The 19,842-nt window shown below is 70.7% G+C and carries 18 protein-coding genes; 13 read left to right on the top strand and 5 right to left on the bottom strand.

Translation table 11 applies throughout. The annotated features are described in order from the left end of the window. Nucleotides 1-54: 54 nt before the first annotated feature. Nucleotides 55-528 carry a peroxiredoxin gene (locus C9F13_RS05140; RefSeq protein ID WP_108445110.1) on the bottom strand — a complete coding sequence of 158 codons (474 nt, stop codon included), beginning with the start codon at nucleotides 526-528 and terminating at the stop codon, nucleotides 55-57. A gap of 230 nt (nucleotides 529-758) precedes the next feature. Between C9F13_RS05140 and dapA the strand changes: the two genes are divergently transcribed. The 4 genes from dapA to purC are packed head-to-tail and all read left to right on the top strand — an operon-like array spanning nucleotide 759 to nucleotide 4,198. Beyond that, nucleotides 759-1,643 (top strand): 4-hydroxy-tetrahydrodipicolinate synthase, encoded by an 885-nt coding sequence (dapA, locus tag C9F13_RS05135; RefSeq protein ID WP_108445109.1) that lies wholly within the window; start codon nucleotides 759-761, stop codon nucleotides 1,641-1,643. Nucleotides 1,644-1,690: 47 nt separating this feature from the next. Beyond that, on the top strand, nucleotides 1,691-2,659 hold the full coding sequence (locus tag C9F13_RS05130) for a lipoprotein, NlpB (RefSeq protein WP_108445108.1): 969 nt from the start codon (nucleotides 1,691-1,693) through the stop codon (nucleotides 2,657-2,659). Further along, nucleotides 2,659-3,444 (top strand): MBL fold metallo-hydrolase, encoded by a 786-nt coding sequence (locus tag C9F13_RS05125; RefSeq protein ID WP_108445107.1) that lies wholly within the window; start codon nucleotides 2,659-2,661, stop codon nucleotides 3,442-3,444. Before C9F13_RS05130 ends, C9F13_RS05125 begins: the two co-directional genes overlap by 1 nt. Nucleotides 3,445-3,484: 40 nt before the next feature. Next, the gene (gene purC, locus C9F13_RS05120; RefSeq protein WP_108445106.1) at nucleotides 3,485-4,198 is read left to right on the top strand and encodes a phosphoribosylaminoimidazolesuccinocarboxamide synthase; all 714 of its coding nucleotides are present in this window, start codon (nucleotides 3,485-3,487) and stop codon (nucleotides 4,196-4,198) included. Nucleotides 4,199-4,265: 67 nt separating this feature from the next. Here the strand turns inward: purC and tsaA are convergent, their stop codons facing one another. After that, nucleotides 4,266-4,994, bottom strand: a complete 729-nt coding sequence (tsaA, locus tag C9F13_RS05115; protein WP_108445105.1) for a tRNA (N6-threonylcarbamoyladenosine(37)-N6)-methyltransferase TrmO — start codon at nucleotides 4,992-4,994, stop codon at nucleotides 4,266-4,268. 93 nt (nucleotides 4,995-5,087) lie between these two features. Here tsaA and C9F13_RS05110 point away from each other — a divergent pair, with 93 nt between their 5' ends. Then, entirely contained in the window at nucleotides 5,088-5,636 is a 549-nt protein-coding gene (locus C9F13_RS05110; RefSeq protein ID WP_108445104.1) for a GNAT family N-acetyltransferase, read from the top strand. A gap of 18 nt (nucleotides 5,637-5,654) precedes the next feature. On the opposite strand, the gene nadC is transcribed toward C9F13_RS05110, so the two are convergent. Further along, on the bottom strand, nucleotides 5,655-6,506 hold the full coding sequence (nadC, locus tag C9F13_RS05105) for a carboxylating nicotinate-nucleotide diphosphorylase (protein ID WP_108445103.1): 852 nt from the start codon (nucleotides 6,504-6,506) through the stop codon (nucleotides 5,655-5,657). Nucleotides 6,507-6,584: 78 nt separating this feature from the next. On the opposite strand from nadC, the gene ampD reads away from it, so the two are divergent. The 6 genes from ampD to C9F13_RS05075 all read left to right on the top strand — a co-directional run bounded on the left by ampD (nucleotide 6,585) and on the right by C9F13_RS05075 (nucleotide 14,771). Beyond that, nucleotides 6,585-7,148: a 1,6-anhydro-N-acetylmuramyl-L-alanine amidase AmpD gene (gene ampD / locus C9F13_RS05100; protein WP_108445102.1), complete on the top strand. Its 564-nt coding sequence runs from the start codon at nucleotides 6,585-6,587 to the stop codon at nucleotides 7,146-7,148. A 339-nt stretch (nucleotides 7,149-7,487) separates the two neighbouring features. Next, a complete protein-coding gene (gene aceE, locus C9F13_RS05095) occupies nucleotides 7,488-10,160 on the top strand; it encodes a pyruvate dehydrogenase (acetyl-transferring), homodimeric type (RefSeq protein WP_108445101.1) in 2,673 nt (890 codons plus the stop codon). 75 nt (nucleotides 10,161-10,235) lie between these two features. Next, a complete protein-coding gene (gene aceF, locus C9F13_RS05090; protein WP_108445100.1) occupies nucleotides 10,236-12,269 on the top strand; it encodes a pyruvate dehydrogenase complex dihydrolipoyllysine-residue acetyltransferase in 2,034 nt (677 codons plus the stop codon). 245 nt (nucleotides 12,270-12,514) lie between these two features. Continuing rightward, a complete protein-coding gene (adk, locus tag C9F13_RS05085) occupies nucleotides 12,515-13,171 on the top strand; it encodes an adenylate kinase (protein WP_108445099.1) in 657 nt (218 codons plus the stop codon). A 119-nt stretch (nucleotides 13,172-13,290) separates the two neighbouring features. Continuing rightward, a complete protein-coding gene (tsaB, locus tag C9F13_RS05080) occupies nucleotides 13,291-14,007 on the top strand; it encodes a tRNA (adenosine(37)-N6)-threonylcarbamoyltransferase complex dimerization subunit type 1 TsaB (RefSeq protein ID WP_108445098.1) in 717 nt (238 codons plus the stop codon). After that, on the top strand, nucleotides 14,004-14,771 hold the full coding sequence (locus C9F13_RS05075; RefSeq protein ID WP_108445097.1) for a class I SAM-dependent methyltransferase: 768 nt from the start codon (nucleotides 14,004-14,006) through the stop codon (nucleotides 14,769-14,771). The genes tsaB and C9F13_RS05075 overlap by 4 nt, the downstream gene beginning before the upstream one ends. Nucleotides 14,772-14,794: 23 nt before the next feature. On the opposite strand, the gene plsB is transcribed toward C9F13_RS05075, so the two are convergent. Further along, nucleotides 14,795-17,248 carry a glycerol-3-phosphate 1-O-acyltransferase PlsB gene (gene plsB / locus C9F13_RS05070; protein WP_245888703.1) on the bottom strand — a complete coding sequence of 818 codons (2,454 nt, stop codon included), beginning with the start codon at nucleotides 17,246-17,248 and terminating at the stop codon, nucleotides 14,795-14,797. A gap of 125 nt (nucleotides 17,249-17,373) precedes the next feature. Here plsB and C9F13_RS05065 point away from each other — a divergent pair, with 125 nt between their 5' ends. Next, the gene (locus C9F13_RS05065; RefSeq protein ID WP_108445095.1) at nucleotides 17,374-18,495 is read left to right on the top strand and encodes a phospholipase D-like domain-containing protein; all 1,122 of its coding nucleotides are present in this window, start codon (nucleotides 17,374-17,376) and stop codon (nucleotides 18,493-18,495) included. Nucleotides 18,496-18,516: 21 nt separating this feature from the next. Here the strand turns inward: C9F13_RS05065 and C9F13_RS05060 are convergent, their stop codons facing one another. Beyond that, complete coding sequence (locus tag C9F13_RS05060; RefSeq protein WP_108445094.1) at nucleotides 18,517-19,173, bottom strand: YecA/YgfB family protein; 657 nt, start codon at nucleotides 19,171-19,173, stop codon at nucleotides 18,517-18,519. Nucleotides 19,174-19,275: 102 nt separating this feature from the next. On the opposite strand from C9F13_RS05060, the gene C9F13_RS05055 reads away from it, so the two are divergent. Beyond that, nucleotides 19,276-19,836: a SprT family zinc-dependent metalloprotease gene (locus C9F13_RS05055; protein WP_108445093.1), complete on the top strand. Its 561-nt coding sequence runs from the start codon at nucleotides 19,276-19,278 to the stop codon at nucleotides 19,834-19,836. Nucleotides 19,837-19,842 lie beyond the last annotated feature (6 nt).

Raw genomic sequence — 19,842 nt, 5'->3', positions numbered from 1 at the left:
CCCCCGGGCGGCCCGTCACGGGCCGCCCGGGGGGGGAAGGGGAAGCGGGCGGGCTCAGCCGGCGTGCAGGGCCTCGGCCGCCGCGAGGACCTCCTCGACGTGGCCCTTGACCTTGACGCCGCGCCACTCGCGGGCGAGCCGGCCCTCGGCATCGATCAGGAAGGTGCTGCGCTCTATCCCCAGGTGCTCCTTGCCGTAGAGCTTCTTCAGCTTGATGACGTCGAACAGCCGGCAGACGGCCTCGTCCTTGTCGGAGAGCAGCGCGAAGTTGAACCCCTGCTTGGCCTTGAAGTTCTCCTGGGCGCGGATGCCGTCCCGGGAGACGCCGAGGATCACGGTGTTGGCGGCGTCGAACGCCTCCTTGCGATCGCGAAAGTCGCCGCCCTCGGTGGTGCAGCCCGGGGTGCTGGCCTTGGGGTAGAAGTAGATCACCACCTGCCGGCCGCGCAGCTCGGAGAGGGTGACGGTGGTGTCGCCGGTGGCGGTGGCGGTGAAGTCGGGGACGGGTTCGCCGAGGCTCGCGCTCATGAAACGGCTCCTTGTCAGGGGGATGGGCAATGGAGGGACGGTCGGCCGTCGCAGGGCGCGGCCGGACCGGCACGAGCCGATTACACGCAAGGCGCGGCGAACTGTAAAGTCGCGGCTGTACAGGCTCTCGAGGCCTGAGTACCATTTGGCCCCTGGCCCCGGGGCAGGTCCCGGCGCTTCCCGGGGGCCGGCAGGCCGTGAATGCAGGTGAATCGAGAGGAATCGAGAGGATGATCACTGGAAGTATCGTCGCGCTGGCGACGCCGATGAAGGTCAACGGCGATATCGACTGGGAGGCCCTGCGCCGCCTGGTGCACTTTCATCTCGACAACGGCACCGATGCGATCGTGGCGGCCGGCACCACCGGCGAGCCGACGACCATGTCCTTCGCCGAGCACTTCGACGTCATCCGCACCGTGGTGGAAGAGGTCAACGGCCGCATTCCGGTAATCGCCGGCACCGGCTCCAACAACACCACCGAGGCGGTCGAGCTGACCCGCTACGCCAAGGAGGTCGGGGCCGACTACTGCCTGACGGTGGCGCCCTACTACAACAAGCCGACCCAGGAAGGCCTCTACCGGCACTTCAAGGCCATCGCCGAGGCCAGCGACCTGCCGGTGATCCTCTACAACGTGCCCGGCCGCACCTGCTCCGACATCTACAACGAGACCGTGATGCGTCTCGCCGAGGTCGACGGCATCATTGGCCTCAAGGATGCCACCGGCAACCTGGAGCGCGCCGAGGACCTGATCGCGCGCCTCAAGGGCAGCGACTTCATGCTCTACTCCGGCGACGACGCCACCGCCTGCGACTTCATGCTGATGGGCGGCCACGGTGACATCTCGGTGACCGCCAACGTCGCCCCGCGGGCGATGCACGAGCTGTGCGCCGCCGCCGTGGCCGGCGACGCCGACAAGGCCCACCAGATCAACACCCGGCTGCTGCCGCTGCACACCAACCTGGGCGTCGAGTCCAACCCGATCCCGGTCAAGTGGGCGCTGCATCGCATGGGCTACATGGAGGCGGGCATTCGCCTGCCGCTGACCTGGCTCTCCGAGAAGTACCACTCCACCGTCAGCGAGGCCCTGCAGCTGGCGGGCATGATCGACGACTGAGCGGTGCCCGGCATCGCACTCCGCACAACACGAGGCAAGGTGGACGCATGAACTCTGCGCTGAAAGGGATGCTGGTGGCGACGGTCGCGCTGGCCACGGTCGGTTGCGCCCGTGATGGCTACTATCACGATCGCAACCTCGACTACGCCGAGGCCGAGGAGACGGCGCCCCTGGTGCTGCCCGAGGACCGCAACCCGGCGCGCTACCGGGACGCCATGCCGGTGCCCGAGGTGAGCGGCGCGCGTCCCGCCGCGGACGGCGTGGTGGAAGCGCCGCTGCCCCAGGCCCTGTCGCCGGGGCTTGCCCGGGATCGCGGCTACGTCGAGCGCCGCGAGATCGGCAGCGACGCCTGGCTGGTGGTGGGCGCCGAGCCGGCCTCGGTGTGGCCGGAGCTCGAGCGCTTCGCCCAGGGGCGCGGGCTGGAGGTCGTCGCCCGTGACCCGAGTCGCGGCGTGCTGGAGACCGCCCAGGCCCGGTTGAGCGTCCGCCAGGGGCTGCGCCGCGGCGACAGCGAGCTGCACTGCGAGCGCGGCGGCAGCGTCGATGCGGGCTGCCTCCGGGCGCTGGAGCGCCACTTCCAGTCGCTCAGCGCCTCGGCCAGCGCGGCGTCGCTGACCGCCCAGCGTCCCGAGGTGCAGGATCGCGCCCGGTTCGAGCAGCGCGGCGACGACTGGCAGGTGATCCTGCCCTACGACGTCGACCGGCTGTGGGCGGAGCTCAGCTATCAGCTGGAGATCGACTTCGCCGTCGAGGGGCGCCGCGAGCTGCGCGAGCGTGACCCGAGCACGCACAGCTTCCTGGTCGACTACCTGACCCGCGAAGGGCGCGAGCAGGGCCTGCTGGGCTCGCTGGCCTCGCTGGAGTTCGGTGCCGAGCCGCAGCCGGTGCGGCTGATCCTCGAGGCGCGCGGCCCCGAGGAGACGGTGCTGCGTGCGGTGGGCGTCGGCGAGGCCGGCGCGCTGCCCGAGGAGGACCAGCGCGAGCTGCTCGAGCGGGTGGCGGGCCTGCTGCGCTGATGAGCAAGACGGCGTCGGGCGGCCTCACCTTCGCCTCCCTGGGCAGCGGCAGCAAGGGCAACGCCACCCTGGTCAGCGACGGCGAGACGCATCTGCTGGTCGACTGCGGCTTCGGCCTCAAGGAGACCGAGCGCCGCCTGGCCCGGCTGGGGCTGCATCCCCGTCAGCTCGACGCCGTGCTGGTGACCCACGAGCACGGCGATCACATCCGCGGCGTCGGGCCCCTGGCGCGCCGTCACCGGGTGCCGGTCTACCTGACGCCGGGCACCTGGCTGTCGGGGCGCCTCGGCGAGCTGCCGCATCGCCACTGGATCACTCCCCAGGCGCGGTTCGCGGTCAAGGGCCTGGTCGTCGACCCGATCACCGTGCCCCACGATGCCCGCGAGCCGGTGCAGTTCGCGATCAGCGGCAGCGGCCATCGGCTCGGCCTGCTCACCGACCTGGGGCATCCCAGCGCCCATGTGGTCGAGGCCTTCGCCGGCTGCGACGGCCTGGTGCTGGAGTGCAACCACGACCGGCGGATGCTCGCCGAGGGGCCCTATCCCGCGAGCCTCAAGCGTCGCGTGGGCGGCGACTGGGGCCACCTGGCCAACGTCCAGGCGGCCTGGCTGCTGCAGCGGCTGGGGCTCGATCGCCTGCAGCGCATCGTCTGCTCGCACCTCTCCGAACATAACAACCGCCCCGAGCTGGCCCTGGAGGCCCTGGTGCCCCTGCTCGACGGCGACGACTCCCGGCTGAGGATCGCCGCCCAGGACGATGGCCTGGCGTGGCAGACCCTCGGCTGACCGACCATCCTTACCCGTACCCTCGCCCCTGGAGGCTCCCATGGAAAAGCGTCAAGAACTCTTCGCCGGCAAGGCCAAGTCGGTCTACGCCACCGATGACCCGGACCGCCTGATCCTGCACTTCCGCAACGACACCAGCGCCTTCGACGGCCGTCGCGTCGAGGCGCTCGAGCGCAAGGGCCAGGTCAACAATCGCTTCAACGCCTTCATCATGGGCAAGCTGCAGGAGGCGGGGATCCCCACCCACTTCGAGAGCCTGCTCTCCGACGACGAGTGCGTGGTCAAGAACCTCGAGATGATCCCGGTGGAGTGCGTGGTGCGCAACATCGCGGCCGGCAGCCTGGTCAAGACCCTCGGCGTCGAGGAGGGCCAGACCCTCACCCCGCCGACCTTCCAGCTGTTCCTCAAGAACGACGAGCTCCACGACCCGATGATCAACGAGTCGCTGGCCGAGACCTTCGGCTGGGCGACCCCCGAGCAGCTCGCCGAGATGAAGGCGTTGACCTTCCGCGTCAACGAGGTGCTCAAGGCGCTGTTCGAAGAGGGCGGCATGCTGCTGGTCGACTACAAGCTCGAGTTCGGGCTCTTCCACGGCAAGATCGTGCTGGGCGACGAGTTCTCCCCGGACGGCTGCCGCCTGTGGGACGCGAAGACCCGCGAGAAGCTCGACAAGGACCGCTTCCGCCAGGGGCTCGGCAACGTGATCGAGTCCTACGAGGAAGTGGGTCGTCGCATCGGCGTCGACTTCGGCTGAGGCCGACCGCTACGCCGACGAGCGTCATGACGAAGGGCCCTGCGGGGCCCTTCGTCGTTGCGGGCCCTCAGGCCGTCACGATCTCGACGACCTCGAGGCGCGTCTCGCCGGTGGCGGCGGTGCGGGCCCGGAAACGCACGTCGACGTCGCGCAGGCGCACGCCATAGACCCGCGCCTCGGCGCCGCGGCGGTAGGCCGGGCGCGGATCCTGGGCGAGCACCTGCAGGATCAGTGCGCGCAGGCTCGCGCCGTCCTCGCGGCGCGCGAGCACCGCCTCGGCGGCGGGGGAGAGGTCGACCGGCAGGGTCGACGGCGTCCCGGGGGCGAAGCCGGCGCGCGCCTCGGGGCGCGACTCCGCCCAGGGCAGGTAGGGCTTGAGGTCGAGCACCGGCGTGCCGCTCACCAGGTCGGCGCCGCGCAGGGCCAGGCGCACGCCCCGCGAGGTGTCGATGTCGAGCAGTTCCACCAGCGAGAGCCCCAGGCGGTTGGGCCGGTGGGTGCTGCGGCTGGCGAAGACCCCCACCTTGGCATTGCCGCCCAGGCGCGGCGGGCGTACCAGCGGCGTCCAGCGCTCGGGGCTCTGGTGGAAGACGAAGGTCAGCCAGAGGTGGCTGAACGCCTCGAGGCCCCGCACCGCCAGCGGATCATCGAAGGGGGAGCGCAGCACCAGGCTCGCCCGGGCCGCCTCGGCGAGCCCCGGCTGGCGCGGAATGCCGAACTTGTCCGGGAAGTCGCTCTCGATGACGCCGATGGGCGTCATGGCGAAGGCGTCGGGCGGGGCGGGGCGGTCGGTCATGGCGAATCCTTGCGCTTTTTCCTCGCGGGGATTGGCCCCGCGGCGGGGCTTGGGTAGTCTGCTGGCCTGATCATCATCGCAGGAAGCTCACGCATGCGTCATGACGCCCCTCACACCGCCGCCGATGAGGCGCCCCCCGGGACGCGCCGCGGCCCGCGCATCGTCTATCGGGCGGCGCGCGTCCGCGACGCCGCCGACCAGGCCGAGGTCTTCCACCACGCCGTGATGCAGGGCGCCGCGGGCCACTACACCCTGGCCGAGCGCGAGGCCTGGGCAATGGCCCTGCCGCGGGACGCCAGCGCCTGGTCGGCGCGCCAGGCGCTCTTCACCACCCTGGTGGCCGACTGCGAGGGGCGCTGCGTGGGCTTCCTCGAGCTGGAGCTGGCCGCGGGACGGATCGAGACCCTCTACGTCTGGCCGTCGCTGGGGCGGCGCGGCATCGGCGGAACGCTGCTGGTGCACGCCGAGCGGATGCTGCTGGAGCAGGGGGTGAGCCGCGTCCGGGTCGAGGCCAGCGCCGTGCTGGCGCCCGGCCTGCTGCGGCGCGGCTGGACCCTGCTCGGCGACGACTGGGTCGAGCGTGGCGGCGAGCGGCTCTTTCGCCAGTGCCTGGAGAAGCGTCTCGTCGCCGTGGAGACCTGAGCCTCCCGCTCGGTCGGCTCAGGCCGGCTGGTCGATGAAGCGCATCGACAGGTCGATGGCCTTCAGGTCCTTGGTCAGGGCGCCGCTGGAGATGCAGTCGACGCCGGTCTCGGCGATGGCGCGCAGCGTGGTCTCGTCGACGTTGCCCGAGGCCTCGAGGGTGGCGCGCCCCGCGGTGCGGGCGACCGCCTCGCGCATGTCGTCGAGGCTGAAGTTGTCGAGCATGATCACGTCGGCGCCGGCGGCGAGCGCCAGGTCGAGCTCCTCGAAGGTCTCCACCTCGACCTCCACCGGCAGGTCGCGGGCGATGTCCCGGGCCTCCTTCACCGCCGCTTCGATCCCCCCGCAGGCGGCGATGTGGTTCTCCTTGATCAGGAAGGCGTCATAGAGCCCGATGCGATGGTTGTGGCCGCCGCCGCAGGTCACCGCGTACTTCTGCGCCAGGCGCAGGCCGGGCAGGGTCTTGCGGGTGTCGAGCAGGCGCACCCCGGTGCCCTCGAGCAGGTCCACGTAGTGGCGGGTGCGGGTCGCCGTGGCGGAGAGGGTCTGCAGCAGGTTGAGCGCGGCGCGCTCGCCGGTGAGCAGGCTGCGCGCCGGGCCCTCCAGCTCGAGGAAGGCCTGGCCGGCCGCGAGGCGGTCGCCGTCGGCGGCTTGCCAGTGCAGGCTGACCCGCGGGTCGAGCCGGCGGAACAGCTCGTCGACCCAGGCCACCCCGCAGAGGATCGTCGCCTCGCGGGTGATCACCCGCGCGCGGGCCGTCTGCTTCTCGGGAATCAGCTGGGCGGTGATGTCGCCGGGGCCGACGTCCTCGGCCAGCAGCCGAGCGGCACTGTCACGGATCTCTTCGGCAATGGCGTCCTGGTAATGCATGGCGGGTCCATCTCTGTGCGGGGAAGCTTGAGCGGGTCATTATAGGGGAAACCCACGCATCCACGTCAGGGAAAAACCATGCGCATCGACGACGGCTGGCTGGCGCCGGCCCGGCGGCTCGCCTCGCCCAACCAGGACGACCGCCCGGAAGGCGAGGTCTCGCTGCTGGTCCTGCACTCGATCAGCCTGCCGCCGGGGGAGTTCGGCGGCGAGCACATCGAGCGGCTCTTCACCAACCGGCTCGATCCCTCGGCCCACCCCTTCTTCGCCGCGATCGCCGACCTGCGCGTCTCGGCCCACCTGCTGATCCGACGCGACGGCGAGTGCGTGCAGTTCGTGCCCTTCGAGGCCCGCGCCTGGCACGCCGGCCGCTCGTGCTGGCGGGACGGTGCCCGCGAGCGCCGGGCGCTGAACGACTTCGCCGTGGGCATCGAGCTGGAGGGCGACGAGGTGTCGCCCTACACCGGCGCCCAGTACCGGGCCCTGGCCCGCGCCACGGCCGCGCTGCTGGCGCGCTATCCGGCGCTCACGCCGGCGCGCATCACCAGCCACGCCCGGGTGGCCCCGCTGCGCAAGAGCGACCCCGGTCCCGCCTTCGACTGGGCCTACTTTCGCCAGGAGCTTGGAAAAATACGTACTTAGGCACCAAACGCCGCTCCAGGCCGCGCGGTGCCGGCGTCGGGGGGAGTCGCCCGGAGTAGTCCTCCTACAACGCCCCGAATGCGACCGGCGTCGGCGCGGAAGTGGCCGCTAATCCCCTACGCTGCGGTGCAATACGGTTATGTGAAAAATATTTCCACTCTATCTTGAATTGGCAGGGACCAGCGTTTACGGTATCTTCGCGCCATCAGCAGGGCACCCTGTGCATTGTCTTGTAAAACAACTACAGGCCTGACGCGTTGGGGCGCCAACCCCGATCATGAGTGCCATCTTGCCCCTCTGCGGGGCTGTAGTTCCCCACCGTCATTCGGAGAGACGTCTATGAGTCTGGAAACAAGAGAAGATCTCGATCCGGTCGAAACCACGGAATGGTTGGATTCCCTGGAATCGGTCCTGGATCGCGAGGGCGAGGATCGTGCCCGGTACCTGATGACTCGCCTGGCCGACCGGGTGCGGCGTGATGGCATGCAGGTGCCCTTCTCGGTGACGACCCCGCATCGCAACACCATTCCGGTGCACCGCGAGGCGCCGATGCCGGGCGACCTGTTCATGGAGCGTCGCATCCGCTCGCTGATCCGCTACAACGCCATCGCCCAGGTGATTCGCAACAACCGCGCCAACCCGGGCCTGGGCGGACACATCGCCAGTTTTATGTCGGCGGCGACCCTGTATGACGTGGGCTTCAACCACTTCTTCCGCGCCCCGAACGGCGACTTCGAAGGCGATCTGGTCTACATCCAGGGCCACGTGGCGCCTGGCGTCTACGCCCGCGCCTACCTCGAGGGCCGCCTCACCGAAGACCAGATGGACAAGTACCGCCAGGAGGTGGATGGCGACGGCCTCTCGTCCTACCCGCACCCCTGGCTGATGCCGGACTTCTGGCAGTTCCCCACGGTATCCATGGGCCTCGGCCCCATCCAGGCCATCTACCAGGCCCACGTGATGAAGTACCTGGATTCCCGTGAACTCAAGAACATGCACGATCGCAAGATCTGGTGCTTCATGGGCGACGGCGAGTGCGACGAGCCGGAGTCCCTCGGCGCGATCCACCTGGCCAGCCGCGAGAAGCTCGACAACCTGATCTTCGTCATCAACTGCAACCTGCAGCGCCTCGACGGTCCGGTCCGCGGCAACTCGCGGATCATGGACGAGCTCGAGGGCGTCTTCCGCGGCGCCGGCTGGAACGTGCAGAAGGTCGTCTGGGGCCGCCTGTGGGATCCGCTCTTCGAGAAGGACACCAAGGGCATCCTGCAGAAGCGCATGGACGAGGCGGTCGACGGCGACTACCAGAACTACAAGGCCAACGGCGGCGCCTACACCCGGGAGCACTTCTTCGGGAAGTACCCGGAGACCGCCGAGATGGTCAAGGACATGTCCGACGAGGACATCTGGAAGCTCAACCGTGGCGGCCACGACCCGTTCAAGGTCTACGCGGCGTACCACGAGGCGACCCAGAACGCCAACGGCCGTCCCACCGTGATCCTGGCGCACACCGTCAAGGGCTACGGCATGGGCGGTGGCGACGGCGAGGCCGCCAACGAGGCGCACCAGGTCAAGACCATGGAGTACGAGGCGCTCAAGCGCTTCCGCGACCGCTTCGGCATCCCGCTCACCGACGAGCAGCTCAAGGAGGTGCCGTACTACAAGCCCGAGGACGACTCCCCGGAGCTCAAGTACATGCACCTGCAGCGCGAGCGCCTCGGCGGCTACCTGCCGAGCCGGCGCAACGACTTCGAGGCGCTGCCGATCCCGGCCCTGGAGGACAAGACCTTCGCCTCCCAGATGGGCGGCTCCAAGGGTCGCGAGGTTTCCACCACCATGGCCTTCGTGCGCATCCTGAACGGCCTGGTCAAGGACAAGCAGATCGGCAAGCACGTGGTGCCGATCATCCCCGACGAGGCGCGCACCTTCGGCATGGAGGGCATGTTCCGCCAGCTCGGCATCTACACCTCGGAAGGGCAGAAGTACGAGCCGGTGGATAAGGGCCAGATCATGTTCTACCGCGAGGATCAGAAGGGCCAGATCCTCGAGGAGGGCATCACCGAGGCCGGCGCCATGTCGGCGTGGATCGCCGCGGCGACCTCCTACTCGAACAACGCCACGACGCTGCTGCCGTTCTACGTCTACTACTCGATGTTCGGCTTCCAGCGCATCGGCGATCTGGCCTGGGCCGCCGGCGACATGCAGGCCCGCGGCTTCCTGGTCGGCGGTACCGCCGGTCGCACCACCCTGAACGGCGAGGGGCTGCAGCACCAGGACGGCCACAGCCACCTGCAGGCGTCGATGATCCCGAACTGCCGCAGCTACGACCCGACCTATGCCCATGAGGTGGCGGTGATCGTCCAGGACGGCCTGAAGCGCATGTTCACCGACAAGGAGAACTGCTTCTACTACCTGACGGTGATGAACGAGAACTACGAGCAGCCGGCGCTCGAGGAAGTGCCCGCCGAGGACATCATCAAGGGCATGTACCTGCTGCGCGAGACCCAGGGCAAGAAGGGCCGCGTGCAGCTGATGGGCTGCGGCACCATCCTGCGCGAGGTCGAGGCGGCCGCCGAGATGCTCGCCGAGGAGTGGGGCGTGGGCGCCGACATCTGGAGCGTCACCAGCTTCAACGAGCTGCGTCGCGAGGCCCTGGAGATCGACCGTCAGGCCTTCATCAACCCCGAGGCTGAGGTGGGCAAGCCCCACGTCACCGCCTGCCTGGAGGGTCGCGAGGGTCCGGCCATCGTCTCCACCGACTACATGAAGCTGTTCGCCGACCAGGTCCGCGCCTGGGTGCCGACCGACTACCATGTACTCGGGACCGACGGCTACGGCCGCTCCGACACCCGCGAGAAGCTCCGTCACTTCTTCGAGGTCGACCGTCGCTTCGTCACCGTGGCCGCGCTCAAGGCGCTGGCCGACCGCGGCGAGCTGGATCGCAAGGTCGTCGGCGAGGCGCTCAAGAAGTACGGCATCGATCCGGCCAAGCCCAACCCGCTTGCGGTGTGAGGCGTCGCCCGAGCGATTCGGTGGCATGGCGGGCCTGCGGGCCCGCCCCCGTCAAGAGTTTGAAGGAGCGCGACCTTGAGTAGCGAAATCATCAAAGTTCCGGACATCGGTGGCGATACCGATGTCGAGATCATCGAGATCGCGGTGGCCGAGGGCGACGTCATCGCCCCCGAGGACACCCTGATCACGCTGGAGTCCGACAAGGCCAGCATGGACGTGCCGGCGCCCAAGGGCGGCAAGGTGCTGAAGGTCCTGGTCAAGGAGGGCGATACCGTCTCCGAGGGCGACGACATCGTCGAGATCGAGGCCGAGGGTGGCGGCGACGCCGACGCCGGTGGCCAGGAGGAGGCCGAGCAGGCCGCCGAGCCCGAGCAGGCCGCCGAGCCGGCATCCGAGCCCGCGCCGGAAAAGCCCGCGGCCAAGAGCGGCGGCGGCAAGCAGACCGTGGAGATCAAGGTGCCCGATCTCGGCGGCTCCGCCGACGTGGAGATCATCGAGGTGGCGGTGGCCGAGGGTGACCAGGTCGACGCGGAAGACACCCTGATCACCCTGGAGTCCGACAAGGCCTCCATGGACGTGCCGAGCCCCCAGGCCGGCAAGATCGTCAGCCTGACCGTCAAGGAGGGCGACACCGTCTCCGAGGGCGACGTCATCGGCACCATGGAGGTCGAAGACGCGGGTACCGGCGAGGGCGGCGGTGAGGCCGCGCCCGCCGAGGCGGCGCCGGAACCTGCCCAGAGCGCCCCGCAGGACGAGGCTCCGGCCGAGGAAGAGAGTGCCGGCGGCGGCGAGCCGGAGCGCAAGGAAGTCCGCGTGCCGGACCTCTCCGGTTCCGCCGACGTGCCGATCATCGAGATCGCCGCCAGCGTCGGCGACGAGGTCGACGAGGAGGACCCGCTGATCACCCTGGAGTCCGACAAGGCCTCCATGGACGTGCCCAGCCCCTACAAGGGCAAGCTCCTCGAGCTGACCGTCAAGGAGGGCGATACCGTCTCCGAGGGCGACCTGATCGGCTATATCGAGGTGGCCGGCAGCAAGCCCGCCGCCAAGCCGGCGGCGAAGGCGCCCGAGCAGAAGGCGGAGAAGCCGGCGCAGAAGACCGAGGCGCCGGCCGCCAAGGCCTCCGGCACCCCCGCCGGCTCGCCGAGCCCCGAGGCGCAGATGGCCGCCCACAAGCCGCGCGACGGCAAGCTGGTGCATGCCGGTCCGGCGGTGCGCATGCTGGCCCGCGAGCTGGGCGTCGACTTGGGGCTGGTCAAGCCCAGCGGCCCCAAGGAGCGCGTGCTCAAGGAGGACGTCCACGCCTACGTCAAGCAGGTCATGGAAGGCCAGGCCCAGGCGCCCGCCGCGGCGGCACCGGCCGCCGCCGGCGGCGGCATCCCGCCGATCCCGGACCAGGACTTCAGCCAGTTCGGCGAGGTGGAAGAGAAGCCGATGGGCCGCCTGATGAAGATGGGCGCCACCAACCTGCACCGCAGCTGGGTCAACCTGCCCCACGTCACGCAGTTCGACGAGGCGGACATCAGCGAGCTGGAGGCCTTCCGCAAGTCGATGAAGGCCGAGGCCGAGGCGCAGGGTGCCAAGCTCACGCCGCTGCCCTTCCTGATCAAGGCCTGCGCCTTCGCGCTGAAGAAGTTCCCGCAGTTCAACGTCAGCCTGAAGAGCGACGGCGAGACGGTGGTGCACAAGAAGTACGTGCACATCGGCATCGCCGTGGATACCCCGGACGGCCTGATGGTGCCGGTGATCCGCAACGCCGACCAGAAGTCGCTGATCGAGCTGGCCAAGGAGTCGGTGGAGCTGGCCGGCAAGGCGCAGTCGAAGAAGCTCAAGCGCGACGAGATGACCGGCGGCTGCTTCACCATCTCGAGCCTGGGCTCCATCGGCGGCACCGCCTTCACGCCGATCGTCAACGCCCCGGAGGTCGCCATCCTCGGCATCTCCAAGGCGCAGATGAAGCCGGTATGGGACGGCGCGGCCTTCCAGCCGCGACTGATGATGCCGCTGTGCCTCTCCTACGACCACCGGGCGGTCAACGGCGCCGATGCCGCGCGCTTCACCGCCTTCCTGGGTCAGGTGCTCACGGACATCCGTCGCCTGCTGCTGTAGGTCGGTCGAGCCGAGCCTTCGTCCCACGCAACGGCGCCGCAAGGCGCCGTTGCCGTTTCCGGGACCACGTGCGCGTGGGCGACCAAAGTGCTATGCACCCGCAGAAGCCTGATGCCACGACCTTTTTTCCTGTTTTGGCAGGATGAATCGGGGCCCCTCGCTTGTCTGGGCCCGGCGGCGCGGTTATCGTTCGCTTCTTACTTTTCTTCACCTATCCGCAATACACACTTCTAAGGAGCAGTCAGATGCGTTTGATCCTTTTGGGCGCCCCGGGTGCCGGCAAGGGTACCCAGGCCCAGTTCATCTGCGAACGGTTCAACATCCCGCAGATCTCCACCGGCGACATGCTGCGCGCCGCGGTGAAGGAGGGCAGCGAGCTGGGGCTCAAGGTCAAGGAGATCATGAACAGCGGCGGCCTGGTGTCCGACGACATCATCATCGCCCTGGTCAAGGAGCGCATCAGCCAGCCCGACTGCGCCAACGGCTTCCTGTTCGACGGCTTTCCGCGCACCATCCCGCAGGCCCAGGCCATGCGCGATGCCGAGGTGAAGATCGATCACGTGCTGGAGATCGCCGTCGATGACGAGGAGATCGTCAAGCGCCTGGCCGGCCGCCGCGTCCACCCGGGCTCCGGTCGCGTCTACCACCTCGAGTACCAGCCGCCGAAGGAAGAGGGCAAGGACGACGTCACCGGCGAGGCGCTGATCCAGCGCGACGACGACCGCGAGTCCACGGTGCGCAACCGCCTGGCGGTCTACCACGAGCAGACCGCGCCGCTGGTGGATTACTACCAGCAGTGGGCCAAGGAAGAGCCCGAGGCGGCCCCGGCCTACCATCGCGTCGAGGGCGTGGGCAGCATCGATGACATCACCGGTCAGGTGATCAAGGCCCTCGAGGGCTGAGCCTCACGCCCCGCACCCCCGTGCACCGCACGCCGCCGAAGGCCCGCATTCGCGGGCCTTCGTCGTTGGCGGCGGCACGCGTATAATACCGCGACACTTCCGCCACGACGTGATGTCCCATGCCGATCCTGCTGGCCCTGGACGCTTCCTCGAGCGCCTGTTCCGCCGCCCTGCTGCGCCGCCGCGACGGCCACGCTGACGAACTGATCTCCCGCTTCGCGCTGACCCCGCGCGAGCACACCCGCCGCCTGCTGCCGATGGTCGACGAGGTGCTCGCCGAGGCCGGGCTTGATGCCTCGGCGCTCGACGCCGTGGCCTACGGCCGCGGCCCGGGCTCGTTCACCGGGCTGCGCATCGCCGCCGGGGTCGCCCAGGGGCTCGCCTTCGGCCTCGACCGCCCGCTGGTCGGCGTCTCGACCCTCGAGGCGCTGGCCCTGGGCGGGCACCGCCGCCACCACTACCGCCGGCTGATCACCGCCCTGGACGCCCGCATGGGGGAGATCTACGTGGCCGCCTGGCAGTGTCGCGACGGTCGCGTGGAGCCGCTCAGTGAGGAGGCGGTGATGCCCCCGGAGCGGCTGCGCCTGCCCGCCCTCGAGGACGGCACCCAGGACGACGCCGACTGGGTCGGCATCGGCTCCGGGTGGAATCTCCGCGAGCAGATGCGCGTCGAGGTGCAGGCGGGCCTCGGCCTCTGCCTGCCCGAGGTCGAGGCCGAGGCTGCCGACATGGCGCTGCTGGCCATGGAGGCGCTGGCGCGGGGCGAGGCCCGTCCGGCCCACGAGGTGCAGCCGGTCTACCTGCGCGACCAGGTCGCCTGGCAGAAGAGCCGATGAGCGGCGTCGCGGTACGGGACCCGGCCCTGTATCCGCTGGCCCGGCGCCTGGGGCTGTCGATGGTCGACGACGCCGGGAGCGACGGCGAGGCGCTGACGCTGGCGCGCCAGGACGATCGCCTGGTGCTGGCCGGCGACCCGCGCCGCTTCGGCCATCCCCTGGCGGTGGACTTCGTCACCGGGCGAGCCGCCCATCGGCGCCGCTTCGGCGGCGGCCGCGGCCAGCTCGTCGCCCGCGCCTGCGGCCTGGCCAAGGGCGTCACACCCTCGGTGGTGGACGCCACCGCGGGGCTCGGCCGCGACGCCTTCGTGCTGGCGAGCCTGGGCGCCGAGGTGCTGCTGGTGGAGCGGGTCGCGGCGATCGTCGCGCTGCTCGAGGACGGCCTGGCGCGGGCCCTGGCCGACCCCGAGACGTGCGAGATCGCGGCGCGCATGCGCCTCGCCCACGGCGATGCCGGCCGCGAGCTGGCGAGCCTGGTGGCGAGCGCCGGCGTGGCCCCCGAGGTGATCCACCTCGACCCGATGTTTCCCCACCGCGACAAGTCGGCGCTGGTCAAGAAGGAGATGCGCCTCTTCCGCACCCTGGCCGGCGACGATCCCGACGCCCCGCGGCTGCTCGAGGCGGCGCTGGACGTGGCGACCCACCGGGTGGTGGTCAAGCGCCCGCGCAAGGCGCCGCCCCTGGCGGGCCCGCCGCCGCGCCACGTCATCGAGGACAAGACCAGCCGCTACGACCTCTACGTGCATCGCCGCCTGGGCGCCTGAATCCAGGCCTCGCCTCTCACCCTTCACCCTTCTCCCTGGCGGCTGACCAGCTGCAGGCGGTGGCGCAGCGCCGGGTCGAACAGCGCCCGGCTGTGCTCGGCCGCCTCGCGCAGCGCCTCGTCGAAGCTCAGGCGGCCGTCGTCGACGGCGAGCCACCCGCAGGCCGTGAGGCTCTCCACCAGGCCGGTGAACAGCCGCGCATCGAAGAACTCCGGGGCGTCGCGTCCCGAGAGCAGGGCCAGCCGCTCGGCCAGCAGACGGGTGCGGGCGGTGAGCGCCTCGGCGGTGAAGTGCCCCGAGGGCTCGCTCAAGAGCACCGAGAGCAGCAGGTAGCCGCGCTCCAGCGAGGGCTGCATCAGCGCCCCCAGCATGTCGAGCTGCTCGCCGGCCGACAGCGACCCCTGGGGTCGCCGCCAGGCGTCGCCCTCGCGCTCCAGCAGGCCGTCGTCCCCGAGCGCCTCGAGCATCGCGGCCAGGTCGTCGGCGAGCGCCCGCGCGGGTTCGATGGAAAGCTCCCGGGCGAGGATCGGCCAGCCCGGGGCGAGCAGGGCGGCGAGATCGTCCAGGCGGTGAACGGCCTGGTGCCGGAAGGCGAAGGCGGCGAGGCCGGCCAGGGCGAAGAGGTGCAGCACGTTGTTGCGGTACCAGCCCAGCAGCCCGGCCTGGCGCTCGTCGGCGACGATGATGTCGCCCAGCGGATGGGGATGACGGTCGATCATGCCGAGGGTCTCGACCCGCGCGATCCACGCCTCGGGGGTGCCCTCTGGCAGGCTCGCATCGCGCCCGCCCGGCCGGCGCCGCTGCAGGGCCACCAGCAGCGCCAGCTGCCGGGTCAGCAGCCCGGCCTCGATGGCGCGGTGGGGCGTGGCCAGCAGCACCAGGGCCACCAGGTTGACCGGGTTGAGCGCGGCGGCGGCGTTGATGCGCCGCGAGAGGGTCTCGCCGAGCGACGGCACCACGCGGGGCAGCCAGGCCGGGCGGGGCGCGTCGAGGTCGTCGCGCCAGCCCGGCGCCTGGGCGTCGAGGAAGGCGGTGAGCGACAGCGGCTCGCCAACGTTGACGTCCACCCGCCCGTGGGGCTGGCGCAGCCGGCGGGTCACGCCGAGCAGCGCCAGCGGCGACTCCCGGCGCTTCTCGGCGCCGCGCAGCTCGCGCTGGTAGCTGGCGTTCTCGAGGATGCGCTCGTAGCCGAGGTAGACGGGCACGAAGACGATGTCCCGGCCGCCCTCCCGCCGGCTGCGCAGGAAGGAGCGCAGGGTCATGGCGAGCATCCCCGCCCGGGCCGGCAGCAGGCGGCCGCTGCGCGAGCGTCCCCCCTCCATGAAGTACTCCAGCGGATGGCCCCGCGACAGCAGGCGGTGCAGGTACTCGTTGAACACCGCCGCGTAGAGACGATTGTCGCGGAAGCTCCTGCGCATGAAGAAGGCGCCGCCGCGGCGCAGCAGTGGGCCGATCAGCGGCATGTCGAGGTTGCGCCCGGCGGCGATGTGCGGCGGCATCAGTCCCTCGCGGTAGAGCGCGTAGGAGAGCAGCAGGTAGTCGATGTGGCTGCGGTGGCAGGGCACGTAGACCAGGGTGTGCTCGCCGGCCAGGGCCTTGACCCGCGCCAGGCCGCGTACCTCGACCCCGTCGTAGAGGCGGTGCCAGAGGCGCGCCAGGGCGCCGGCCATGAAGCGCATCACCGGATAGGTCATGTCGGAGGCGATCTCGCGCCCGTAGCGGCGGGCGCGCCGGGCGATCCGCGGCCGTGGCACCGTCTCGGCCGTGGCGACCTCGCCGATGGCGCGCTGCACCTCGGTGCTGGCCACCACGCCGTCGATCAGGGTGCGCCGATGGGAGAGGTCGGGGCCCAGCACCCGGGTGCGGGTGCGTCGGAAGTGCCCGCGCAGCAGCCGGGCCAGCTTGCGGTTGGTGAGCGCCGGGTCGCGCTCGTCGTCGAGCTCGGCGAGGCGCAGCGGCGCGCCGAACTGCACCTCCACGTCGCGCCCGTTGACCGCCACCGAGAGCAGGCGGCGCAGCCGCCCGGTGAGTCGCCAGCTGTCGGCGGCCAGCAGGTGCCAGAAGCCGAAGCGCTTGCCCGGGGCGCGGCCCCAGAAGACGCTCACCGGCACCAGCTGCACGTCCCGGGCGGGATCGCCGCGGTACTGCTCGATCAGCGCCTGGAAGGGGGGCGTCGGCCGTCGCCCGCGACGCCACAGGCGACGCCCCGGGGCGGGTAGCGCCAGGCAGGCGGGCAGCGTGAGGCTGCCCACGTGGCGTAGGCCGCTGGCCCCCGGCAGGCCGTGGGCGCGGGCCAGGCTCTCGAGCAGCAGGGTGTCGGAGAGCGCCGGGCGCGACAGCACGTAGAGCACCGGCAGCGTCGGTTCCAGCGGCAGCGCCTCGGGGGCGGGCTCGATCAGACGGGTCCGGGTCCAGCGCCGCACCAGCGGCGTGAGCGCCGCGCGCAACGCGCCGGCGAGCATTCGTGCAAGGCCCATCCGTCTGCCCCGGCCGGAAATGAGTCGACAGTATAGCGGTCCTCGCCGCGGCGGGCAGCGGGCGCCCTTTCCCCCGGGCGGTAAACATGCGTCAATGCCGTAAGGTGGGCGACAGGGACGGAGCCATGCACGGCATGTGGCGAGACGGCAATCACTTCGCGCTGCTGCCCGAGGCGGCGTGCTTCCTGCCGGCGATGTTCGAGGCGGTCGACCGGGCGCGCCACTTCGTGCTGATCGAGCTCTACCTGATGGAGACCGGCCGGCTGGCCACGGCCCTCAGCGAGTCGCTGCTGCGGGCCGCCGAGCGCGGCGTGTCGGTGATGCTGCTGCTCGACGGCTACGGCGCCATGGGCCTCGACGAGGCCGACCGCCGGCGCCTGGAGGCCGGCGGGGTGGCGCTGCGCTTCTTCAATCCCCTGGGGTTCGAGTCGCCGGTGCGCAACCTCACCCGGGATCACCGCAAGCTGGTGGTGGTCGACGGCGCCGAGGCCTTCACCGGCGGCTTCGGCGCCGTCGACGAGTTCCTGGACGCCTGGTACGAGGTCGCGGTGCACATCGAGGGGCCCGTGGTCGCCGACTGGGTGCGGCTGTTCTGCAGCGTGTGGGACTCGCCACTGAGCCGCGGGCCCGGGGCGCCCTCGCTGGTGCGCGGGATCGAGCTCTCCCCCTACCGCGACGAGGGTTTTCTCGGCATGCGCGGGCGCGTGGTCTGGGGGCAGGGGTATCGCTACCAGGCGATCCGCCACTCCCTGCATCGGCGGGTCGCGGCGGCCCAGAGTCGGCTGTGGATCTGCACGCCCTACTTCGTGCCCACCCTCACCCTGCGCCAGCGCCTGGTGCGGGCGGCCCGCCGCGGGATCGACGTGCGGCTGCTGCTGCCGGGCGAGACCCATGACCATCCCGGCGTGCGCTATGCCGGCCAGCGCTTCTACGGGCGGATGCTTCGCGCCGGGGTGCGCATCTTCGAGTTCCAACCCACCTTCATCCACGCCAAGTTCTCGCTGGTCGACGACTGGGTCAGCCTCGGCTCCTGCAACTTCGACCACTGGAGCCTGCAGTGGAACCTGGAGGCCAACCAGGAGGTGGACGATGCCCGCTTCGCCGCCCGGGTCGCCGAGCTGTTCGAGCGCAACTTCGCGACCAGCGAGGAGATCGACCCCGAGGCCTGGGCCCGCCGGCCGCGCTGGCAGCGCCTCAAGGAGTGGCTGTTCGGCCTGGTGGACGGCCTGCTGACGCGGCTGACCTGAGCCGGCGGCGCGGCACCGGGTTCACGCCTTGCGGCCGCCCTTGCCGCGACCGGCGGGCGCCTTGCGCCGCGGCTTGGGCTTGGGCGTTTCCGGCGGGACGCGATAGTGCAGGTAGAGATCCAGCAGCAACTCCGGGAGCTGGCCGACCAGGCTCTCCAGCCGCGCATTGTCGCCGGCCAGCTCGGCCATGTCGGGCTCATCTTCGAACAGCCCCGAGAGCAGCATGAAGGGCAGCAGCAGGGTGGCGGCGGCCTCCTCGTCGTCATCAAACCAGGCGGCCTCGTCGAGGAACACCCCCTCCATGAAGCCGGCGCACCAGTCGCCGATCGGCGTCTCCTCGGGGGCCAGCTCGCCCAGCTCGAGCTCGAAGGGCAGTTCCGGCAGTCCGCCGCCCTCCAGCACCTCGATGGCGTTGGCGCGCAGGCGCTCCAGCAGCCCGAGGATCGTCTCGCGCTCGGCGTCGTCCTCGAAGGTCGGCTCGCCGTGGAAGAGCTCGGCGACCCAGGTCGCGGCCGGCACGTCGCGCGGGCCCACCGCCAGCGCCACCAGGAAGCCGTGGGCGCCGATCAGGTCCAGGGCGTCGGCATCGACGCGCTCGGAGTCGAGGAAGTCATCCAGCAGGTCGAGCTCCTGATCCTCGAGCAGCGGCTGGGGGAGGGGCGTTTCGGCATCGGACATGACGGCTCTCGCAGGGAAACGGTGCAGGGGAGACGGCGTGACGCCGCGGGGGCGGTGCCCCGGGCTTTACGCGTCGAGACAGACCGGCCATTCTAGCATCCCATGACGGCTCCCGCGCTTCCCGACCCCGACCCCGCCTGGCTCGCCGCCCTCGAGGGCGAGGCCCTGCACCACGCCCTGCACGAACGGGTCGAGGCGGCCTGGCGGCTCTGTTGCGAGGTGCATCCGGCCCTGCCGCGCCCGGCGGTGTGGCTGGACCTGCGCGGCCGGTCGGCCGGCCAGGCCCATTTCGGGCGCGGCGGGCTGCGCTTCAACCCGGTGCTCTTCGACGAGAACCGCCGGGCCTTCCTGGTCGAGGTGGTGCCCCACGAGATGGCCCACTGGCTGGTCCACCACCTCGAGGACGGCCCCCGGGCGCGCCCCCACGGACGCGAGTGGCAGACCGTGATGCGCCGCCTCTTTGGCCTCGTCCCCCGTACCACTCACCGCTTCGATACCCGGCGGGCGAGTCCCGCGCCCTATCGCTACCGCTGCGCCTGCCGCGAGCACGGCTTCACGGCGCGTCGCCATGCCCTGGCCCGTCGCGGCAGCCGCTATCGCTGTCGGCACTGCGCTCAGACCTTGGTCTATTGCGGCCGGTCGGCGTTTGAAAAGGTCGTTTAAGTCATT

Source organism: Halomonas denitrificans (assembly GCF_003056305.1).
Lineage (GTDB): Bacteria > Pseudomonadota > Gammaproteobacteria > Pseudomonadales > Halomonadaceae > Halomonas > Halomonas denitrificans.
This window is presented reverse-complemented; position numbering and strand designations above follow the sequence as displayed.